Here is a 20,707-nt window from a genome sequence, read left to right as displayed (position 1 = left end):
TTTATATATGTGACAGGTTTGTCATTTAAATGGAAATATTTGTTAGTTGAAACAAACGAAAAAAGAATTGAGATTCGTTAAGCTATGACTATACAGTAATTAAGGAGTGAGCGGCTTGTCTATATTGAAAGTAGAAGGACTAACGAAAAGTTACGGAAACAGACATCGTCAACAAGAAGTATTAAAAGGGATTGAATTCTCAATAGAAAAAGGTGAATTTGTTTCTATTATGGGACCGTCTGGATCAGGAAAGACAACTTTGTTAAATGTATTGAGTTCTATTGATTATATTACCAGTGGAACAGTTGAAATCAATGGTCACAAATTGAATGAAATGAGTAATAAAGCATTGGCAGACTTTAGAAAAAAAGAAGTCGGTTTTATTTTCCAAAATTATAGTGTCTTAAATACACTGACAGTTAAAGAAAATATTATGTTGCCTCTATCAATTCAAAAAATGTCAAAAGAAGAAAAAGAAAAAAATTATAAAGAAGTGACAGAAGCATTAGGTATTCAAGAACTTGGAGATAAATATCCTAATGAAATTTCTGGTGGTCAACAACAACGTACTGCTGCAGCGCGTGCATCAGTCCATAAACCAGCAATTATCTTCGCGGATGAACCTACAGGGGCGTTAGACTCTAAAAGTGCGCAAGACTTATTGCATAGACTTGAAGATCTTAATAAAAACATGAATGCGACAATCGTTATGGTGACACATGACCCTGTTGCAGCGAGTTACTCAAATAGAGTAATCATGCTGAAAGATGGCAATATTCATTCAGAAGTCTACCAAGGTGAAGATACGAATCAAGCATTTTATAAAAATATCATTCATATGCAAACAGCCTTAGGTGGTGTGGCACATGAGCTTTAATCAAATTGTTCTTAAAAATTTAAGACAAAATTTACGTCACTATGCGATGTATATATTTTCGCTCATTGTGAGTATTGTATTATATTTTAGCTTTGTTACATTAAAATATACAGATAGTATCAATAACGCGAATTCTATAGGCATCATTAAAAAAGGCTCTGTCGTTGGTTCATATTTTTTATTCGTTATTATTATCGTCTTTTTAATGTACGCAAATCAGTTATTTGTTAAAAGACGTACACGTGAATTTGCATTATACCAACTCATTGGGCTTACGAGATCTAATATTTTACGCATGATTTTGATTGAACAAATCGCTATGTTCTTAGTGACAAGTGTAATCGGTATTATCGTAGGTGTTTTTGGATCGAAAATTCTACTGATGATTGTACTTAAAATATTGGATATTAGTACAAGCGTATCATTAACATTCCAATTTCCAGCAGTTACACAAACTGTATTACTCGTTATTGTAGCAATGTGCTTAATTATGATACAAAGTTTTATCTTTTTACGAAAACGCAGTATTTTATCAATGATGAACGATAGTTCAAAATCAGAAGCAACTAAAAATAATATTTCAATTGCTGAAGTCATATCTGGTATTTTGGGTATCGCTATGATTATCTTTGGTTACTATATGTCTACAGAAATGTTTGGTAAATTTGCAAGTGGTATGATGTTCACACCATTTATCATTCTGTTCTTAACAGTTGTAGGCGCATATCTATTCTTCAGAAGTTCAGTATCAGTTATTTTTAAAACAATCAAAAATGCTAAACATGGTAAAGTGTCCATTACAGATGTTGTATTTACTTCTTCAATTATGCATAGAATGAAAAAGAATGCGTTATCTTTAACAATTATTGCCACAATATCTGCAGTGACAGTGACAGTATTATGCTTTGGTGCAATTAGCAAAGCAACGATTGATGACAATGTGAAGTTGAGTTCTCCACAAGATTTTAATTTCACAGAACAAAAACAAGCAGAAGCGTTCGAAAATAAATTAGATAAGGCGCATATTGGTTACGATGAACAATATAAAGAATTAGAGAGAGTGAAAGTGATGAAGGATAGCTTTTTCAAGGAAAGTGGAGGCACTGGCAATATGATGCCAACTGAAATGTTTATTACGAGTAATCAATATTTTAAAGATAAAGACATTACTGGAAACAAAGCTAAGATAACTAATTTAGCAGCTGCAGGTGGATTTGCACAACATAATGATCAAGGTATTATTAAACTGAAAAGTAAACCGGATCAATCAATTAAGGTTATAGACAGTAATGAAGATGTCCATTTCAGTAGTGAAGTGAGCTATGCTGGACCGGTACTTATTGTTAGTGAAGATAAATATAATCAATTGAAACAAAGTGCTGTAGAAACCAAACATCAATATGGATATAATTTGGAAAAACAAAGTGATTGGAAAGCGGCAAATAAAATTGCTAAATCCATTAATCCAGACATACAATCTCAAAAAACACAGCGACAAGATATGAATGATTCTGTAGGAATTCTACTATTTGTTACTGCATTTTTAGGATTAGCATTTTTAGTGGCGGCAGGATGTATCATTTATATCAAACAAATGGATGAAACCGAAGATGAAATTCCTAACTTCCGTATTCTACGTAAGATTGGTTATACACATCAAGATATGCTGAAAGGGCTTGGACTTAAAGTGATATTCAACTTTGGTCTACCACTCATTGTTTCATTATTACATGCTTACTTTGCAGCAAAAGCCTTTATGTTTCTTATGGGTGGTTCAACGATGACTCCTATTTATATCGTCATGATTGCCTATTCAATTGTTTATGGTATTTTTGCAGTAATGGCTTTTGTACATTCAAGCCGTATCGTCAGACATTCAATTTAAATATAATAGCATTGGTTTTTATTTAGAACACTGTAGCGTATATCGTTACAGTGTTTTTTGTATAACGCACATAGTCTGTCTAGAATTTATGTTGTGCCATTCATGTTTGTCATAAGAATAAAGTGGTATCTATCAATGGATAGAGATTATAACAGAGAGGTGTATAATTAATGAATTTATTAGAATTTCATAAGCAAATAAAAGGATACACACAAGATAGACAGCCAGGTATACAGAAAGATATGAACCCACAACCAATAACGGAAATGGAAAGTTATAAAAGTGGTGGCAAGTTAAAAGGTAAAGTTGCATTAATAACGGGTGGTGACTCTGGTATAGGACGTGCTATCGCAGTGCTTTATGCAAAAGAGGGTGCTAATGTAGCGATTGGATACTATGATGAGCATGAAGATGCTGAAGCGGTCGTTGAACAAATATCATCTTTAGGTGTTACTGCAAAAGCGTACGCCCATGATTTAAAAAAAGTCGAAGATTCACAAAAATTAATTGAAAAGGTCGTTGCTGATTTCGGAGAATTGAATATTTTAGTAAACAACGGTGGTGTTCAATTTCCACAAGATCATTTTGAAGATATCGCACCTGAACAAATCAAAGAAACTTTTGAAACAAATATATTTGGAATGATGTTTTTATCTCAAGCAGCGGTACCACATTTAAAAGAAGGTGACGCAATCATTAACACGACGAGTGTTACAGCTTATAGAGGATCTGCACACCTAATTGATTATTCAGCTACTAAAGGGGCAATTGTTGCATTTACGCGTTCACTAGCGACAACTTTAATGAGCAAAGGCATACGAGTCAATGCTGTGGCACCAGGTCCTATTTATACACCACTGATACCAGCTACATTTTCTGAAGATAAAGTGGAAAATCAAGGTGGAGAAACACCAATGGAAAGAAGAGGACAGCCAGCAGAACTTGCGCCTTCTTATGTATTTTTAGCTTCCTATGCGGATAGTTCGTATATCACTGGCCAAGTGATTCATGTTAATGGTGGAGATTATATTACTTCATAAATATAGAAATGGAAAAAATAAGACAATGAGTCTGGGACAAACATAAATGTTTCAGACTCTTTTTCATTTTCTAGTCATCGTTCGCAGGATGGGACTAAAAAATCTATATTAGAAAATCTGATTTCTGACTCATTTTGATTGCTTAATGTTATTGGAAACTTATATTTAATTGATAAAACTGTGGAGAAGTACCTTTTGTTAAAGTTAAATATTTTATTGGAAATATTATTTTTAATCATTTTAATGATGGGAAAGATTGTTTGCTGATATATTCTATATGTTCAACGTATGTACCTTTATGTTTTAGTTTTACATATTGTTCAGAAGGGTTATACCCATTAAATGACACTTTATAACTGCGTTTTTCTCCTTGTTTAGAATAAATGGATAAATCTTGATAGTATTGCGTGTTTAATTTAACGATGGCATAAGAGGTTTCTTTTTTTAATAATGGGTTAAATCTGTCAAATTTATCAAATGAGAAGAAGGCAACTGTCAATAGTACGAAAAGGATAACGATAATGAGTAAGGTTTTTTTTCATGATGATAGCTCCTTTATTTTAATGAAATGAGTACTTTCTAATAACGACAATACTACCTATACTTTAATTCCAAACGGCACCTTGAGTATAAACAGTAGCGGCTTTGAGTATAGGGCTAGTGCTTAAGGAAAATGAGACAAGCAACAATGAACTTACAATGAATTTCTTCATAAGAAAACCTCCTTTTTATAATTTAATTATATTATAAATAATTATTTATAATATTTCACTATAATCTATAGGGAAAATAAAATTCACGACAAAAAAGCAACGGCGCTTTTAAATAAGCGGTCCGTTGCTTCAGTCTGAAGGTTGTCTTAGAAAATCTATTTGTTGCAATTGCGTTATTCCGATACAGTAAATCCAATTTGTATATGCATAGCGTTACCTCAAGATAACGTATAGCATATGTTAAATACTTATGTGTCATGTCTTGATGAGGTTATAAACTTTAAAAGAAATCAGAAGGAATCAACTTTTCGAAATCCAAATTTTTTATACCGTCAAAATTTAGGTTTTCAATGCTTTGTAGTATTTCACCGTTTTTAACTTGGTTATAGTAATTTGTTGCCTCGGCAGTTACATCATGATCTTCAAAAGTCTTCACGACACCAAGTATAATGACCACGGCAATTGCTCCCTTAATTAAAAATTTCATAATTATTGACTCCTTTTATAAGTTTATATACCTAGTTTATACTGTTTCGCTCAATTTAACATGCGTCCTTAGTATAGATGTTGTGTCATACCTTAGCAGTATAGCACGTATCGATCGTTTATTGTGAAGCATCCAGCTATAAACCGAATGCGATAGGTAGCCAGAAATACGCAAAGAGTGAAATAACAATAATTGCAAAAATATCAAGTACAAAGCCAGCCTTGACCATATCTTTCATTTCTAACTCATCGGAACTAAATACGGCTGCATTCGGTGGCGTGGATATAGGCAACATAAATGCACAAGTAGAAGATAAGGCAACGATACCCATAATGATAAAGGGATCTTGGCTGATAGCTGCTGCAAATCCAATACTGATAGGCATTAACATATTTGAAACGGCAGTATTTGACATCACTTCTGTTAGGAATAAGATGGCCGTTGTTAATACAATTACAATGAGTATGAATGGCAGTGGCTTCACAATACCTAACATACCACCAAACCATTTTGTTAACCCTGAATCTTCAAATGCTGCAGCTAAAGACAAACCGCCACCAAATAGTAGTAATATTCCCCAGGGTAACTTATTCATATCGTCCCATACCAGTAATCCGCCTTTAGCATTTTTGGCTGGAATAAGGAATAACAACACAGCGCCAAACATTGCTATAATCGTATCTGTGATGTGCAATGTTTCAGGTAAAAGCCCTCCGAAAATCCATAATAAACTAACGAGTAAAAAGACAATGCCTGTTAATTTTTCTTCTTTAGACATCGGACCTAAATCATGCAAAGCTTTCTTGGCAAAATCTGAGGATATTTGGTCAGCGTCTTCAATTTTAAATAGCCATTTTGTTAAGAGGAAGTAGAGAATTGCTAATAAAATAACTGTTAATGGCACTGCGAAAATCATCCATTGCGCGAATGATACTTTTCGATCAAGACTTGATGATGCAACGGCAGCAAAGACTGCATTGGGTACTGAACCAATGAGTGTAGCTAGTCCACCAATAGAAGCGGAATAAGCAACGGTAAGTAAGAGCGCTTTACTAAACTTACTTGCAGATGCTGGTTTGAGAAATTGTGCATCCTTAATTTCTTGAATAAGTGCTAAGGCAATCGGTAACATCATCAGTGCTGTCGCAGCATTTGATATCCACATAGATATAAAGGCAGTGGCGATCATTGTTCCTAATATAATGCGGTTACTGCTTGTGCCCATCATGGAAATGATTGTCATCGCAATCCGCTTATGTAAATTCCATTTTTCAATCGCTAGCGCAATAATAAATCCGCCCATGTACATAAAAACAATGGGATCCGCATAGGCACTTGCTGCAATCACTTCATCTGTACCACCTGTAAGTGGTAGGAGAATAAGTGGAATTAATGAAGTCGCAGGAATTGGAATCGCTTCTGTAATCCACCATGTTGCTACGAATAATGTAACTGCTAACACAGCTCTAGGTGCGTCTGCTAAACCTGTAATGGCAGGTATAAAATAAAAGATAATAAAAAGTAATGGTCCTAAAATCAATCCGATTTTTTGTTTCATAAATGTAAATCCCCCTTGTTTATAACCCCTGTACCAGTAAGAATATCAATTTAAAACTTTATAAACAATTCATTTTTCAGAAAATTGTAAAAATAATCCGAGGTAACTGGTAGAATGAATTTAACAAATTGTAGATTGTCGAAGGGGGATTATTTATGCTAATAGGTGCAATAGTAGCTAAAGATGATACATGGTTATTATGGGCAATCATTATTGTTTGGGCAACGGTGAGTTTATTTTTAGAACAACGTTATCGATGGGCGAGTACCATTTCGGGTGCGATTATTGCACTTGTTGGGGCAATGTTACTATCGAATTTCAAAGTGATTCCAATGAGCGCACCAGTATATGACACTGTGTGGGATTATATTGTGCCCTTATCTATTCCATTACTTCTTTTTAGTTCTAATATATTGAAGATTTGGAAAGAAAGTAGAAGATTATTAGTGATATTTTTTGTAGCCTCTATAGGTACTATGATTGGTACAACGGTAGGATTTATGATCTTAAATCAATGGATTCCATATTTAAATAAAATAGGAGCCATGATGACTGGAAGTTACATTGGAGGAGGCGTTAACTTTGCGGCATTGAGTTCCAAACTTGAGACACCAAGTGAAATGATTTCATCTACTGTAGTAGCAGATAATAGCGTCATGGCACTTTATTTTATGCTATTAATCGCACTACCTTCATTGCCTTTAATTAAAAAACAATTTAAAAGTGACTATGAATCAAAAAGTACTCCAGAATCTCAACAAGCGTATTGGGAGCCAAAAAAAATACAATTATTAGATATTGCTTTTTCGATTGCAAGTGCTGTGACGCTTGTAGCAGTCAGTTTCAAAGGTGCTGATCTCATTCAACAATGGATGCCGCAACACAATGTAGTTCTTACATTGATTGTTTCTTTTTTGGGAGATCCTTATTTATTGTTAACCACTTTAACTTTAATTGTAGTTGCAGTTTGGGGAGACTTCTTTGAAAGTTTAGCAGGTGCTTCAGAAATTGGTACATTTCTAATTTATATTTTCTTTGTGGTTATTGGGACACCTGCCTCATTTGCTACGATAATAACAACGGCGCCTTTATTGTTTATCTTTGTTATAATTATCCTTGTCTTTAATCTAGGGCTAAGCTTAATCTTTGGTAAAATTTTTGGCTTTAAAATAGAAGAAATTTTACTTGCAAGTAACGCAACTGCTGGTGGGCCAACAACTGCTGCCGCATTAGGAATTGGCAAAGGTTGGACGAAGGTGGTTGGCCCTATACTTATCATTGGCACATTAGGTTATGTTATTGGAAATTATGCAGGAACGTTAATGTATCAACTTTTAACTTATTTAGGGTGAATATAAAAAATATGGAGGTGCATTTACGATGAGTGAAAAAGAAAAAATGTTAGCAGGTGATTGGTATGATGCTAATTTTGACGAATCATTAGATGCTGAGAGAATGAAGGCTAAGGATTTGTGCTTTGAATTAAATCATATCAAACCTAGTGATAAAGAATCGCGTCATACAATACTTACAAAATTATTAAATTATGAACCGAAAGCATTAGAGTTGTTAAGTCCATTCCAAACAGATTATGGATATAATATCTTTTTAGGTGAAAGAATTTTTATTAATCATGACTGCTATTTTATGGATGGTGGCAAGATATTTATTGGTGATGATGTGTTCATCGGGCCAAGTTGTGGCTTATATACAGCAGTGCATCCCTTAGAATATAAGGAACGTAATATTGGGTTAGAACAAGCACTACCAATTCGAATTGAGTCTAATGTCTGGTTAGGTGCCAATGTCGTTGTCTTACCTGGAGTAACAATTGGTGAAGGTTCAGTAATAGGCGCTGGTAGTACTGTGGCTAAAGATATACCGCCGAATGTGCTAGCGTTAGGTACACCAGCCAAACCGGTCAGCGATATCAAAAATCAATAAATTTAAGCTAATCGTATGTTGACATGCTGCTTAGCTATAAGTAATTTACAAGGTGTTTCTTGTTTTATATAGAAGAATATAATAATGCTCCGAAAGACGAGTGTGCAAATGCTAAAGTTGTTTTTTAGATTTGTATACTCGTTTTTTTAGTACAGTAAAAGTTAAACATATAAAATATACAAAACAAATATTCAGGCTTTTTGAAAGAAAATTAATATAAAATTGTGTAATATATTAAAAATAATTAAAACCATTTATCAAAATGTTCCGCGGAGCTTAAATAAAAATTAATAAAATTGTTCGGAATATAAAACGAATTTGTGTTAATATAAAATATGAGTGAAATAGTAGGAGTAATAATTAATAAAATGTTTGTCTATACTGCTTAGCAAATGGTTGAAAAATTATTTCCGTACTTAATTTAACTACTTCTAGAATAGGAATGAGGAATTCGAAAAAATGGATATTTTGATTGGAACATTGTTTTTAATTGTAGTGTTAGCACTTTTTACACTATTTACATATCGAGCACCTATGGGTATGAGAGCTATGGGTGCCTTAGCAAATGCAGCGATTGCGACTTTTTTGGTTGAGGCATTTCACAAATATGTCGGTGGAGATTTATTAGGCATTTCATTTTTGGGAGATCTTGGTGATGCAGCCGGAGGTCTCGGTGGCGTTGCAGCTGCTGGTTTAGTTGCACTTGCAATTGGTGTATCTCCGGTCTATGCATTAGCGATTGCTGCTTCATGTGGTGGACTAGATTTAATACCTGGTTTTGTTGCTGGTTATGTTATTGGTTATTTAATGAAATATGCAGAACGTAAAGTACCAGATGGTGTTGATTTAATAGTTGGTATTTTAATTATTGCACCCTTAGCGAGGTTAGTAGCCGTAGGTGTTACACCATTAGTCAATAATTCATTATTAAAAATCGGTGATATTATCCAAAGTTCTACTGAGGTCAATCCAATTATTATGGGTATTATCTTAGGTGGTGTCATTACAGTAGTAGGTACTGCACCGTTAAGTTCAATGGCTTTAACAGCGCTACTCGGTTTAACTGGTATGCCAATGGCCATTGCAGCGATGGTGTCCTTTGCATCATCATTTATCAATGGCACAATGTTCAATAAATTAAAATTGGGAGATCGTAAATCTAGAATTGCAGTTTGTATTGAACCTTTGTCTCAGGCTGATGTTGTATCAGCGAACCCGGTACCAATATACACAGCTAATTTTATTGGAGGTGCATTGGCAGGTGCTGTGATTGCATCATCAGGTATGATAAATGATGCTACAGGTACTGCGACACCATTGGCAGGGTTCTTGGTTATGTTCGGTTTTAATGATCCTATAAAAATATTTATCTATGGTGCGATTATTGGATTAATAGGTTTAATAGTTGGTTATGTTTGTTCAGTGTTATTTAAAAACTATCCAATTGTCTCAAAAGAGGATATAGAAACAAGATAGTAAAACACTTCGATGCTAAAAAGTTAAGGCATCGAAGTGTTTTTGACTAATCGATTAATTGACTATCTGGTATATCTGTAATAAACATATGACCTGGTGCATGTGTAATCATTAAATCGGGTTTAGCATCCAGTGCAACTGACTGAGGCGTTACACCACATCCCCAAAATACAGGAACTTCATTTTCATTAATAGTAACGGATTCACCGAAATCTGGTAGAGCAAGGTCTGTGATACCTATCTCTGTAGGATTACCAATGTGAATAGGTGTCCCGTGGACATTTTTAAAACGCGTCGTAATTTCTGTAGCTTTAATTGCTTGTGTCATGGTCATGGGTCTCATACTCACTGTAATGTTACCTTTAAATTGCCCACTTGGATTAGCAGGTATATTAGTTACATACATAGGGACATTGTGATTTTCTTCTAAATGTCGAATCGGTATGCCTGCTTCCAATAAAGCATGTTCGAATGTAAAACTACAGCCTATTAAAAAGCTAACCATATCATCAGTATATAAATCGTCCACATTGGCACGTGTTTCAATGAGTTCACCATATTGATAAATAAGGTAAGCAGCTACTTCAGTACTAATGTCTGCATTTACACCATATTTTGTAAATGATTTATTTCCTTTTTCAGATACGTCCAAGAGTGGACATGTTTTGGGATTTCTAAAACAGAATAGTAAAAAATCATAAGCATATTTAGATGGAAGTATGACTACGTTAGCTTGTACATAGCCTTTTGCCATCCCGCTTGTGTGACCAGTTAGTTTCCCTTGTGTAATCATTTCTCTTAAAGTGCTAGGTTGCGCATCTTGTAGGTTCAATCAAACCACCCCTTAACTATGTATTATTACTATTTTAACAAAAAATGTAATCAAATAGGGATTAAATACTTTTAAAGTAATTTACTTGAACGCGTGTCACTGAATGGCATACAGACCAGTGCATAAGTTATTGAAAAGCAGGGTATGAAAACAACATAGATGATGTTAGGAGGAGACATATGAAAAGGAATGCTGAAAAAATACTCATATGGATTGGTATTATTCTACAATTTATTTTAATTTTTTTAATGGCTATCGTTGCACCATTTTTTAATGATGTCAGTGTGAAAAATGAGTTAATAGAAGTAATAAACCAGAGTAATATTTATAATCAAAATGCATCACAGATGGATCCAGCTAATATAGTAGACTTAGTGAGTAATCTATTTATTTTAGCTTTAATTGTTGTTATTGTTTGTACAGTGATTGCCATTATATTTGCAATATTAACAAATAAACTTCCAAAATTTGTTGGTATTATATTTATTTTACTGGGACTTGTGACAGTTCTTACACTCAATTGGATAACAGCTATACTTTGGTTAGTAGCAGGTATATTATTATTAGTAAGAAAAAAACAAAAATCTTATGATCGCTATCAACCAGCTAAAGGAAATAGAAAAAAAGAACAAGCAAAGCATCATCATAACAATCAAAAACGTAATACTAAAACTACATATCATGAAGTGGATGATTATAAATCAGAAGAACAAGATAAAGCACCAACACAATTAAGTAGGAAATCACGTTATAAAAAATAGCGAATAAAATAGCCTGAGACATACATAGATGTCTCAGGCTATTTCCAATTTAGAGCGTAGATGACTGAATGAAAGTAGTAAATGCGCATTGACGTACATTAACATTTCAGCTTAATCCATTTTACCGTGTTTATAACTTTCGTATACTTTGTCATATTTTATATGGCCAATACCACCAACGATAAACTTACCATATTTTGACAAATTGAATATATAGGCTAAACAAATGGACACGGTTAACGTGATAATGAAATTGAAAGCAATATTTCTAAGTGAACTATCTGCTCTTAACAAACCTAAGTCATGGACGAAGAAGTAATGTATTAAGTAGATACAGAAGGAATAGTTACTTATAAATAATATGGATTTTGGTACATATTTAACATATGAAGCGAATAAGAAAAAGACTAGGATAACCATCGTTACATAAAAAGGAATATCAAAGCGTTTTGATTCTACCCACGTGCTTATGCCAAACAAATAGTTACCGACTAATATAGAAGTTGCTATTATTGCGCCAATAATAATTGGCCAAGTATATTTTTTAATCTTCTTCATGAAAGTTTCATAGTAGATACCAGTGTAAAAGCCAAGTAAGAAGTAACTAATCCATCCTAAAAAGAGCATCCAGCCTTCTCTTTCCCAGAATAGACCAAGGATTGGATGTTCTGACTGTGGTGCATATTGTCTAAATGCCCAATAAATTGTAGCAAAGATAACGGCACCAATAATCACTGGGACAGGTTTCCATTTAATGAGATATTTTGCAAAAAGTATATGTAATATATAGAATTGGAAAATAATAACAATGAAATATGTCACTGCACCACCATGGAACATTGTGTCTCCCAGATGTGTCATGAATTGATCGAATGTTTTGGATTCAAAATAGAATAGTGCAATACCAATGTTAATGATTATATAGGGGATACCTAAATAAATTAATTTATTCTTAAAAAATCCTGGTTTTGTTTTGACGTGATAATTTTTAGCTAATAAGAATTCAGAAATAAATACAAATAATGGGGTACTGAACATAAGCATTAATTGAAATACTCTGATTGCAGTTCCATGACCTACAAAATCCATTTTGCTAAATGTAGTTGTAATAGAATGAATGAGAACAATACTTAAACAAGCTATCGTGCGCATCCAAAATATAACTGACGTATATGTTTTCATATATAGCTTACCTCTCGATTGTTCATTTAATTTAAAATTTAATATAATTATAAAAGCGAATGTTTTATAATTTAAAATAATAACATAAGAATATAACCTAATCACGAATTTTAAGTAACAAATTATTAAATTTAAAATACAAAATATAAACATTACACAATTAAAAATATCGAATATAATATAAAGTGTGGCAAAATGAACGGAAATAGATTCGAAGCGACTCAATTTTAGGAAAGTTTATGTAAGCGATTGCATTTATTGTGTGATACATATACAATGACATTAAGAATGGAAGATTCCATTTAGTTTTCTATTTACAAACTCACATGGGGGTAGAAAAATGGTAGTCAATTATCACAATGAACCAGGCATAGATTTTACAGATAGTAAGAATGTTGAATCATTTAAAGAAGCATTAAAGAAAGTTAAAGGTGAATTAAATCAAAAAATTCCTTTAGTTATTAATGGAGAAGAGAAATTCACAAAAGATACGTATCAGTCTATCAATCCTGCAAATACAACTGAAGTGATTGCAGAAGTTTCAAAAGCAACTCAAAAAGATGTGGATGACGCATTTGAAGCAGCTAATGAAGCTTATAAATCTTGGAAACGATGGTCACACAAAGACCGTGCTGAATTTTTAATTAGAGTTGCAGCTATTATTAGACGTCGTAAAGAAGAAATCTCAGCAGTAATGGTTTATGAAGCAGGTAAACCATGGGATGAAGCGGTCGGCGATGCTGCAGAAGGTATTGACTTCATTGAATATTATGCAAGATCAATGATGGAGCTTGCTGATGGTAAACCAGTATTAGATAGAGAAGGAGAACATAATAAATATTTCTACAAACCTATCGGTACAGGCGTAACTATCCCACCATGGAATTTCCCGTTTGCAATTATGGCAGGAACAACATTAGCACCTGTAGTTGCAGGGAATACAGTACTTTTAAAACCAGCGGAAGATACACCATTAACGGCATATAAATTAATGGAAATTTTAGAAGAAGCTGGATTACCAAAAGGTGTTGTGAATTTTGTACCAGGTGATCCTAAAGAAATTGGCGATTATCTTGTTGATAGTGTACACACGCATTTCGTTACATTTACAGGTTCTCGTGCAACAGGTACTAGAATTTTTGAGAGAGCAGCCAAAGTACAAGACGGACAGCAATTCTTAAAACGCGTGATTGCTGAAATGGGTGGTAAAGATGCTATTGTAGTGGATAAAGACATTGATACAGATTTAGCTGCAGAATCAATCGTATCGTCTGCTTTTGGTTTCTCTGGTCAAAAATGTTCAGCTTGTTCACGTGCCATTGTACACAAAGATGTATATGATGAAGTTTTAGAAAAAGCTGTTGCATTAACTAAAAACTTAACTGTAGGCAATACGGAAAATAACACGTATATGGGACCAGTTATTAATCAAAAACAATTCGATAAAATTAAAAATTATATTGAAATTGGTAGTAAAGAAGGCAAGTTAAAACAAGGTGGCGGTACAGATGATGCTACTGGATACTTTGTAGAGCCTACTATTATAGCAGACCTTAAATCGAGCGACCAAATTATGCAAGAAGAAATCTTTGGCCCGGTTGTAGGTTTTGTTAAAGGTAAAGACTTTGAAGAATTATTAGAAATTGCGAATGATACAGATTATGGTTTAACAGGTGCTGTGATTACAAATAATCGCGAAAACTGGATAGAAGCCGTTGAATCATACGATGTTGGTAACTTATATCTGAACCGTGGTTGTACATCTGCAGTTGTTGGATATCACCCATTCGGTGGTTTCAAAATGTCAGGTACAGATGCTAAAACAGGAAGTCCAGACTACTTATTAAACTTCTTAGAACAAAAAGTAGTTTCAGAAATGTTTTAAATCGCATAAAGTGATTTATTAAAAGCATATCAATATAACACGATCTTTAAATTGAAAAAGGCGATGCCAGTAAAATGGCGTCGCCTTTTTGTAGTGTAATAAGTTTTAATGTCATTGAAAAAGGGCATTATAATTAAGATTATGGAAATGACATATCATATAAAATACTTCAACAATGATTAAACATCTTCAACTTTGATATTGATTAATTTTTGGAAGAGTACGTCGATTTCATGTGCGCTTAGTTTAATATCATTATCTCGTATCCATTTCATAAAACCATATAAACTCGTTCCATAAATATAAAATATCAATTCTGTTGGAACGCTTGCGTCTACTGAAATGCCATGTTCATTTTCCTTAATATCATTTTGCAATATTTTGATGAAATAATTACTGATTGTACGCTCGAATTCTTTATCATCGCATTGTTTATCACCAACACGTTTCAACTCGTTAATATCATTTAAAGTTCTTTCCATAACACTAAAGGGATTATTGATACGATCTTTAATATCCATAGAAAAATAATCTTTTGTGATTTCTGTAATTAAATAAATAAGCAAATCGTATTTATCATAGAAGTGTTTATAGAATGTCGTTCGATGTGTGAGTGCTTCATTACAAATTTGGTTTACCGTGATGTTTGAAAATGCATGTTTCTCAAGCAAGACATATAGGCTTGTGGATAAAGCGCGTTTGGTTTTAATGACTCGTAAATCTTTTTCATTCATTCTACATTTCTCCTAATCTGTAGTTTAAATAGGCATATTACAGTTTTTAATTCTTTTATTAATTGTACACAGCGTTTATTGTGTTAATATAAATAATCTACACTATACAATTAAACTATAACGTTGATTATCTGAGGAGGCAATAGATTGGCAAAGTTTTTATACAAGTTAGGATCATTTGTGGCCAAACATAAATGGTGGAGTATCGTTGCGTGGGTTATTATACTTGCTGCAATTATTATCCCGCTTACAGTAAGTGCACCTAAATTTGATAATGATATCACAATGAATGGTTTGCAATCACTTGATACTAACGATAAAATTGAAGATGAATTTAATCAAGACAGCGAGAAGGCTCAAATAAGGGTTGTATTTAAAAGCGATGCCGATAATGGCATCGTTAAACAAGATATGACAAAAGATATCAAGGATACATTGAAAGACATCAAAGATGATGACAAAGATATTAAAAACATTACCGATCCATACGAAAATAGACAAATAAGTAAAGATAAAACGACAGCATTTGCAGATATTAATTATGATATCTCTGCGACGTCTATGACACAAGATGGCAAGGATAATGTGCAAGATAAAGTCGATAAATTAGAAGATGACCATAATGTGCAAGTTGAATTGATGGGTACAGGTATGGAAAACACAGAAATTGGCGGTTCTTCTGAATTAATCGGAATTATCGTAGCGTTTGTTGTGCTTCTCATTACATTTGGGTCATTTATTGCGGCTGGTATGCCAATTATTAGTGCATTACTTGGCTTAGGTACAGGTGTAGGTATTATTTCGTTACTTACATATGCTTTCGATATCCCTAATGTAACATTAACATTAGCGGTAATGATTGGCTTAGCTGTAGGTATAGATTACGCTTTATTTATATTATTTAGATACCGTCAGATTGTTAAGACGGAATCGAATCATATTAAAGCAGTTGGTTTAGCAGTAGGTACTGCAGGAAGTGCCGTTATCTTTGCTGGGGTAACTGTAATTATAGCTGTTTGTGGTTTATCGTTAGTTGGCATTGATTTCCTAGCTATCATGGGTTATGCCTCCTCAATCAGTGTGCTTGTAGCGGTTATTAGTGCGTTGACATTGTTACCAGCTTTAATCAGTATTTTCCATAAACAAATCAAACCGAAAAAAACGAAATCAGAATTTGACAACGATGTAGACACAAAATGGTCTAAATTTGTCGTCGGTAAACCATTAGCTGCTGTACTTATAGGACTTATTATATTAGTCGTAGCTGCAATACCAATTAGTAACATGAGATTGGGTATTCCAGATGATGGTATGAAACCAGCAGATAGTACGCAGAAGAAAGCGTATGATATTGTATCTGATAAATTTGGCGAAGGCTATAACGGTCAAATTGCCATGCTTGTGAATGTTAAAGATGAGAATGATAACCCACAAGCATTACAAAAAGATTTACAAGATATGACGAAAGATATCGATAAAAAAGATAATGTTGATATGGTGACACCACCACAATTGAGTAAAAACAAAGATTATGCCTTAATTGCGGTAATTCCAGAAAAAGGACCTAACGCAGAATCTACAAATGATTTAGTTCATGATTTAAGAGATTATAATGATGATGCTAAAGATAAATATGGTTTCAAGACAGAAGTGTCAGGACAAAGTGTCATCAATATAGACATGTCTCAAAAATTAAATGAAGCGATTCCGTTATTTGCAGGTGTTATCGTAGCATTAGCGTTTATCTTGTTAATGATTGTATTCCGTTCAATTATTATTCCACTTAAAGCGGTATTAGGCTTTGTACTTTCATTAGTTGCAACACTAGGCTTTACAACTTTAATTATGCAAGAAGGATTTATGTCAGGCTTATTCGGTGTGGATACGACTGGACCATTACTTGCATTCTTACCTGTTATAACTATAGGTCTGTTATTTGGTTTAGCAATGGACTATGAAGTGTTCTTAATGTCACGTATCCATGAAGAATACAGTAAGACACGCAATAATGAACACTCAATTAAAGTTGGTATTAAAGAAAGTGGCCCAGTTGTTGTCGCTGCCGCATTAATTATGTTCAGTGTGTTTATCGCCTTTGTATTCCAAGATGACGTGATGATTAAATCCATGGGTATTGCACTTGGATTTGGTGTATTATTTGATGCATTTGTCGTCCGTTTATTATTAATACCAGCATTAACACAATTGTTTGGTAAAGCATCTTGGTACATTCCTGGTTGGTTAAATAGAATCTTACCGCATGTTGATATTGAAGGACATGCATTACAAGATAAAATGCCTTCAAAACCAGAAGCGAAACAAAATCAAAATGCATCGAAAGAACAGTATGATCGTTCATTTAGTATTGCAACTTCAAATGATAACCGTGACAACAAAAATGTGATTACTACTGACGCACAAACAAAAGCTTTATATAATCAAATTGCTCAACAGTCTACGAATCAACATTTCTTATATGAAGCATTAAAAGCTTATCAAGGTAAGGCAGATAATGATGCTGATAGATGTCATGAAGCAACTTCTAAATTAAATGAAGATTCAGAGCTACAAGATAAAGCATTGATGTCACTCTTATCAAAACAAAGTGACAATATCAGTGAATTAAATGCATTGATAGAAAAACTTGTTAAAAAATAATAGATTCGATTGTTGAATTAAGCGTAGGTACATAGCCATTAGGCTGTGATACCTACGTTTTTTTATATACCAAATTGTTTCGTGATTGCGTAAGCGTCACTGTCAAAAATTTGCTAATCTTGCTAAAATGAAAGTATTAATTAGTCCTCGTACACGAAGTATAAGTTAATAAGAGGTGCAACATGAGAGAACTATATAATGTGGAATTTAATAAAAATTTTAATAGCCTTACAGATTTAGAAGAAGGGTTACGCATTGTGCTCGTACTAAACGGTATGATGAAAGTGATTAATGGAGACTCTGTGACAACCTATCAAAAAGGCGAAGTATTTCTGATTAATCATAGAGCGTCATGTCGATTTTCAACTCATAAAGATACATTATATCTTTCAATTCATTTAACGGAATCATACTTAAAACAGTATATGAATGATTATAAAGATAAAGCATTTATTTTAAATAAAAATACTTTGCAAGAAGTCATTTACCAACAAATTGTGAATGCAGTTGCCAAAATAGGCATTGTCTATATTAGAAAAGGTGAATTCTACCGTTTATATATCGAACAACAACTCATAGATTTAATATTTATCATGATGCGGTATTTACCAACTACCAATATACAAGCACAAATGCCATTGGTAGCAGATGACAGGTTAGCATATATTTGCGAATATATTGATAAACATTATACTGAATCGATTAAACTTACTGAAATGGCAGACATGGTTGGACTTAGCGATGCTTATTTATCTAAATTGTTTAAGCAAAAAAAGGGCGTTGGATTTAATCAATATGTGAATCATGTGCGCCTTGAACAGTGTAAAAATGATTTAATTTACACGAATGAACCCATTACACAAATCGCCTATAAAAATGGCTTTAGTAACTCTAACGCATTATTAAAGTACTTTAAAGCTGAAACAACATACACGCCATCGAACTACCGACTTAAATTTCAAATGAAAGAACAACATATAAAAGTAGATGATTGTCCTACCACAACAACGTATCAATCTTATTTATATTATTTATCTTTATTGATTGATCAAAATATAGGAGATATTGTTCAATCACCCGATGCACAAAAAGTAATTGATATCACATTACAAAATGACGGGAAATCCATTTCCCGCTATCAACACGTTATTCAAGTTGGTTATCTCGAAACAATCCTGACACATCGCGTTAGGAGACAGTTAATTGAAGTGAAGACCATGTTAGGATTAGACCATATACTTATCAAAGATCCCATTCAACAGGGACATATCAATCATTCGGAAATTGAGAGTGATGAAATGATTCCCAATATACATCCTTACATGCAAGTGGATGAATCAATTAATTTTTTAATAAAACATCAAATTGGTTTAGGCATCGAACTTACGCCACCTAGAAGTACGATTAATTTCACCCAATATTATCAAGAATTGACTTACCTTTTAGAACATATTTTTAATGGCTTACCAAATAATAATTTATTGAAATTTGTAGTTTATATTGATTGTAAGCAAGATTCAATATTTAATCAGCTGGTTGCTCTTTTTAAATATTATTTTACAAATGTGGAAATTGTGCTGAATGTGGACATAGGGAAATTAGAAGCGCCTCATAAAGCGAAACGAATTTTAGAACAATCAGACAGTATTGTTGATCGCATTGCTTTTTCAGCCAATCAGAATGATATGATTGATTTTCAATCTATAGAAAGTCAGCAATATGAATTAGCGAAACGACATATTTACGAACAATTTAATAAGGTTGTTGAAACATTAGAGCTTCAGCAAAGTTCTATCTCGTTTATATTATTAAATTGGAATACGTTGACTGGAGATACACATTTAACGAATGGAGAGTATTTTAGAGCGGGTATCATATTTGAACAGTTAATTGAAATGAATGACAGAATTCAAATGATCGGTTATTGGCTGAATTATGAGCTGCATGAACAATTTAAATTAAAAGATTCAAGTGCACAACTCACTGGTATTGAGTTATATCATCAATTTGATGGAAAAAGGCCGGCCTTTTTTACAAGTGCCTTTTATAGAAAACTGTTCGATCAAGTGTTATATCAAAGTGAAAATTGTATGGTTGTTGGATCGACTGACCATTTTCAAATTGTCATGTGGGATGCAGAACATTATAATCCATATTATATATTGAATCATCATGCACAATATTTAAATCATAAGGAATATCAGATTAATATCATCAATGCACATCCTGGAACATACAAAATTAAGCATATGACCTTAGATAAAAATAACGGGGCATTATATACAGTTTGGCAAGATTATAATACGCGATATGGTATGGATGAAGAAACCATTGCTTATGTTAATCGCATCTCATATCCGAAAATGGACATTAGTGAAGTGAAAGTCAATGATACAATCACATATCACTTGAAATTGCTAACGAATGCTGTCCAAATTATAGAGTTTAAAAAATATCTATGTTGAATTGGCTATTACAACGAAGGGGAGGCACCTTTTGTTGTAATAGCCTCTTTCTATTTATCAAAATTTGAAAGGTATGTTGTTAAAAAGACAAAAATGATACATCTATTTTTGTGGTCAGTCGAAGAAATAATACATATGCAATAAATAGATAGTTAAAATAGCAAATAATATATATTGCTATTAATTGATAATCACTACACTTGAGATAGA

General features: G+C 33.2%; 16 protein-coding genes. 10 read left to right on the top strand and 6 right to left on the bottom strand.

What is annotated here, in order from left to right:
• Positions 1–115: 115 nt before the first annotated feature.
• The 3 genes from ACM595_RS08055 (at position 116) to ACM595_RS08045 (ending at position 3,802) form a co-directional block, all read left to right on the top strand.
• Positions 116–877 carry an ABC transporter ATP-binding protein gene (locus ACM595_RS08055; protein ID WP_011302283.1) on the top strand — a complete coding sequence of 254 codons (762 nt, stop codon included), beginning with the start codon at positions 116–118 and terminating at the stop codon, positions 875–877.
• Positions 867–2,762 (top strand): FtsX-like permease family protein, encoded by a 1,896-nt coding sequence (locus ACM595_RS08050; RefSeq protein ID WP_115340456.1) that lies wholly within the window; start codon positions 867–869, stop codon positions 2,760–2,762. The genes ACM595_RS08055 and ACM595_RS08050 overlap by 11 nt, the downstream gene beginning before the upstream one ends.
• 170 nt (positions 2,763–2,932) lie before the next feature.
• Entirely contained in the window at positions 2,933–3,802 is an 870-nt protein-coding gene (locus ACM595_RS08045; protein ID WP_011302285.1) for an SDR family oxidoreductase, read from the top strand.
• 235 nt (positions 3,803–4,037) lie between these two features.
• On the opposite strand, the gene ACM595_RS08040 is transcribed toward ACM595_RS08045, so the two are convergent.
• The 3 genes from ACM595_RS08040 to ACM595_RS08030 form a co-directional block, all read right to left on the bottom strand.
• Positions 4,038–4,301 carry a YxeA family protein gene (locus ACM595_RS08040; RefSeq protein ID WP_156676081.1) on the bottom strand — a complete coding sequence of 88 codons (264 nt, stop codon included), beginning with the start codon at positions 4,299–4,301 and terminating at the stop codon, positions 4,038–4,040.
• A gap of 494 nt (positions 4,302–4,795) precedes the next feature.
• The gene (locus tag ACM595_RS08035) at positions 4,796–5,002 is read right to left on the bottom strand and encodes a hypothetical protein (protein ID WP_041079384.1); all 207 of its coding nucleotides are present in this window, start codon (positions 5,000–5,002) and stop codon (positions 4,796–4,798) included.
• A 136-nt stretch (positions 5,003–5,138) separates the two neighbouring features.
• A complete protein-coding gene (locus ACM595_RS08030; protein WP_041079383.1) occupies positions 5,139–6,560 on the bottom strand; it encodes an SLC13 family permease in 1,422 nt (473 codons plus the stop codon).
• 155 nt (positions 6,561–6,715) lie between these two features.
• Between ACM595_RS08030 and ACM595_RS08025 the strand changes: the two genes are divergently transcribed.
• The 3 genes from ACM595_RS08025 to ACM595_RS08015 all read left to right on the top strand — a co-directional run bounded on the left by ACM595_RS08025 (position 6,716) and on the right by ACM595_RS08015 (position 9,980).
• Positions 6,716–7,912 (top strand): DUF819 domain-containing protein, encoded by a 1,197-nt coding sequence (locus tag ACM595_RS08025; RefSeq protein ID WP_069821619.1) that lies wholly within the window; start codon positions 6,716–6,718, stop codon positions 7,910–7,912.
• Positions 7,913–7,940: 28 nt separating this feature from the next.
• Positions 7,941–8,504 carry a sugar O-acetyltransferase gene (locus ACM595_RS08020; protein ID WP_002482261.1) on the top strand — a complete coding sequence of 188 codons (564 nt, stop codon included), beginning with the start codon at positions 7,941–7,943 and terminating at the stop codon, positions 8,502–8,504.
• 459 nt (positions 8,505–8,963) lie between these two features.
• The gene (locus tag ACM595_RS08015; RefSeq protein WP_041079381.1) at positions 8,964–9,980 is read left to right on the top strand and encodes a PTS sugar transporter subunit IIC; all 1,017 of its coding nucleotides are present in this window, start codon (positions 8,964–8,966) and stop codon (positions 9,978–9,980) included.
• 46 nt (positions 9,981–10,026) lie between these two features.
• Here the strand turns inward: ACM595_RS08015 and ACM595_RS08010 are convergent, their stop codons facing one another.
• Entirely contained in the window at positions 10,027–10,773 is a 747-nt protein-coding gene (locus tag ACM595_RS08010) for a putative hydro-lyase (protein WP_373995833.1), read from the bottom strand.
• A 218-nt stretch (positions 10,774–10,991) separates the two neighbouring features.
• Here ACM595_RS08010 and ACM595_RS08005 point away from each other — a divergent pair, with 218 nt between their 5' ends.
• Positions 10,992–11,573 carry a DUF4064 domain-containing protein gene (locus ACM595_RS08005; protein WP_115338363.1) on the top strand — a complete coding sequence of 194 codons (582 nt, stop codon included), beginning with the start codon at positions 10,992–10,994 and terminating at the stop codon, positions 11,571–11,573.
• 111 nt (positions 11,574–11,684) lie between these two features.
• Here ACM595_RS08005 and ACM595_RS08000 read toward each other — a convergent pair whose 3' ends face one another.
• Entirely contained in the window at positions 11,685–12,755 is a 1,071-nt protein-coding gene (locus ACM595_RS08000) for an acyltransferase family protein (protein WP_002482266.1), read from the bottom strand.
• Positions 12,756–13,095: 340 nt separating this feature from the next.
• Between ACM595_RS08000 and pruA the strand changes: the two genes are divergently transcribed.
• Entirely contained in the window at positions 13,096–14,640 is a 1,545-nt protein-coding gene (gene pruA / locus ACM595_RS07995) for an L-glutamate gamma-semialdehyde dehydrogenase (RefSeq protein WP_041079377.1), read from the top strand.
• Positions 14,641–14,819: 179 nt separating this feature from the next.
• Here the strand turns inward: pruA and ACM595_RS07990 are convergent, their stop codons facing one another.
• Positions 14,820–15,374 carry a TetR/AcrR family transcriptional regulator gene (locus ACM595_RS07990; RefSeq protein WP_419744256.1) on the bottom strand — a complete coding sequence of 185 codons (555 nt, stop codon included), beginning with the start codon at positions 15,372–15,374 and terminating at the stop codon, positions 14,820–14,822.
• Between the two features lie 147 nt (positions 15,375–15,521).
• Here ACM595_RS07990 and ACM595_RS07985 point away from each other — a divergent pair, with 147 nt between their 5' ends.
• On the top strand, positions 15,522–18,032 hold the full coding sequence (locus ACM595_RS07985; protein WP_069821616.1) for an MMPL family transporter: 2,511 nt from the start codon (positions 15,522–15,524) through the stop codon (positions 18,030–18,032).
• A gap of 182 nt (positions 18,033–18,214) precedes the next feature.
• Positions 18,215–20,497: a transcriptional regulator AryK gene (gene aryK, locus ACM595_RS07980; protein ID WP_115340457.1), complete on the top strand. Its 2,283-nt coding sequence runs from the start codon at positions 18,215–18,217 to the stop codon at positions 20,495–20,497.
• Positions 20,498–20,707: the final 210 nt, after the last annotated feature.

Source organism: Staphylococcus sp. LKG3-1, assembly GCF_048568385.1.
Lineage (GTDB): Bacteria > Bacillota > Bacilli > Staphylococcales > Staphylococcaceae > Staphylococcus > Staphylococcus saprophyticus.
The sequence above is the reverse complement of the archived record's forward strand: the minus strand, read 5'-3'. Positions and strand labels throughout refer to the sequence as shown.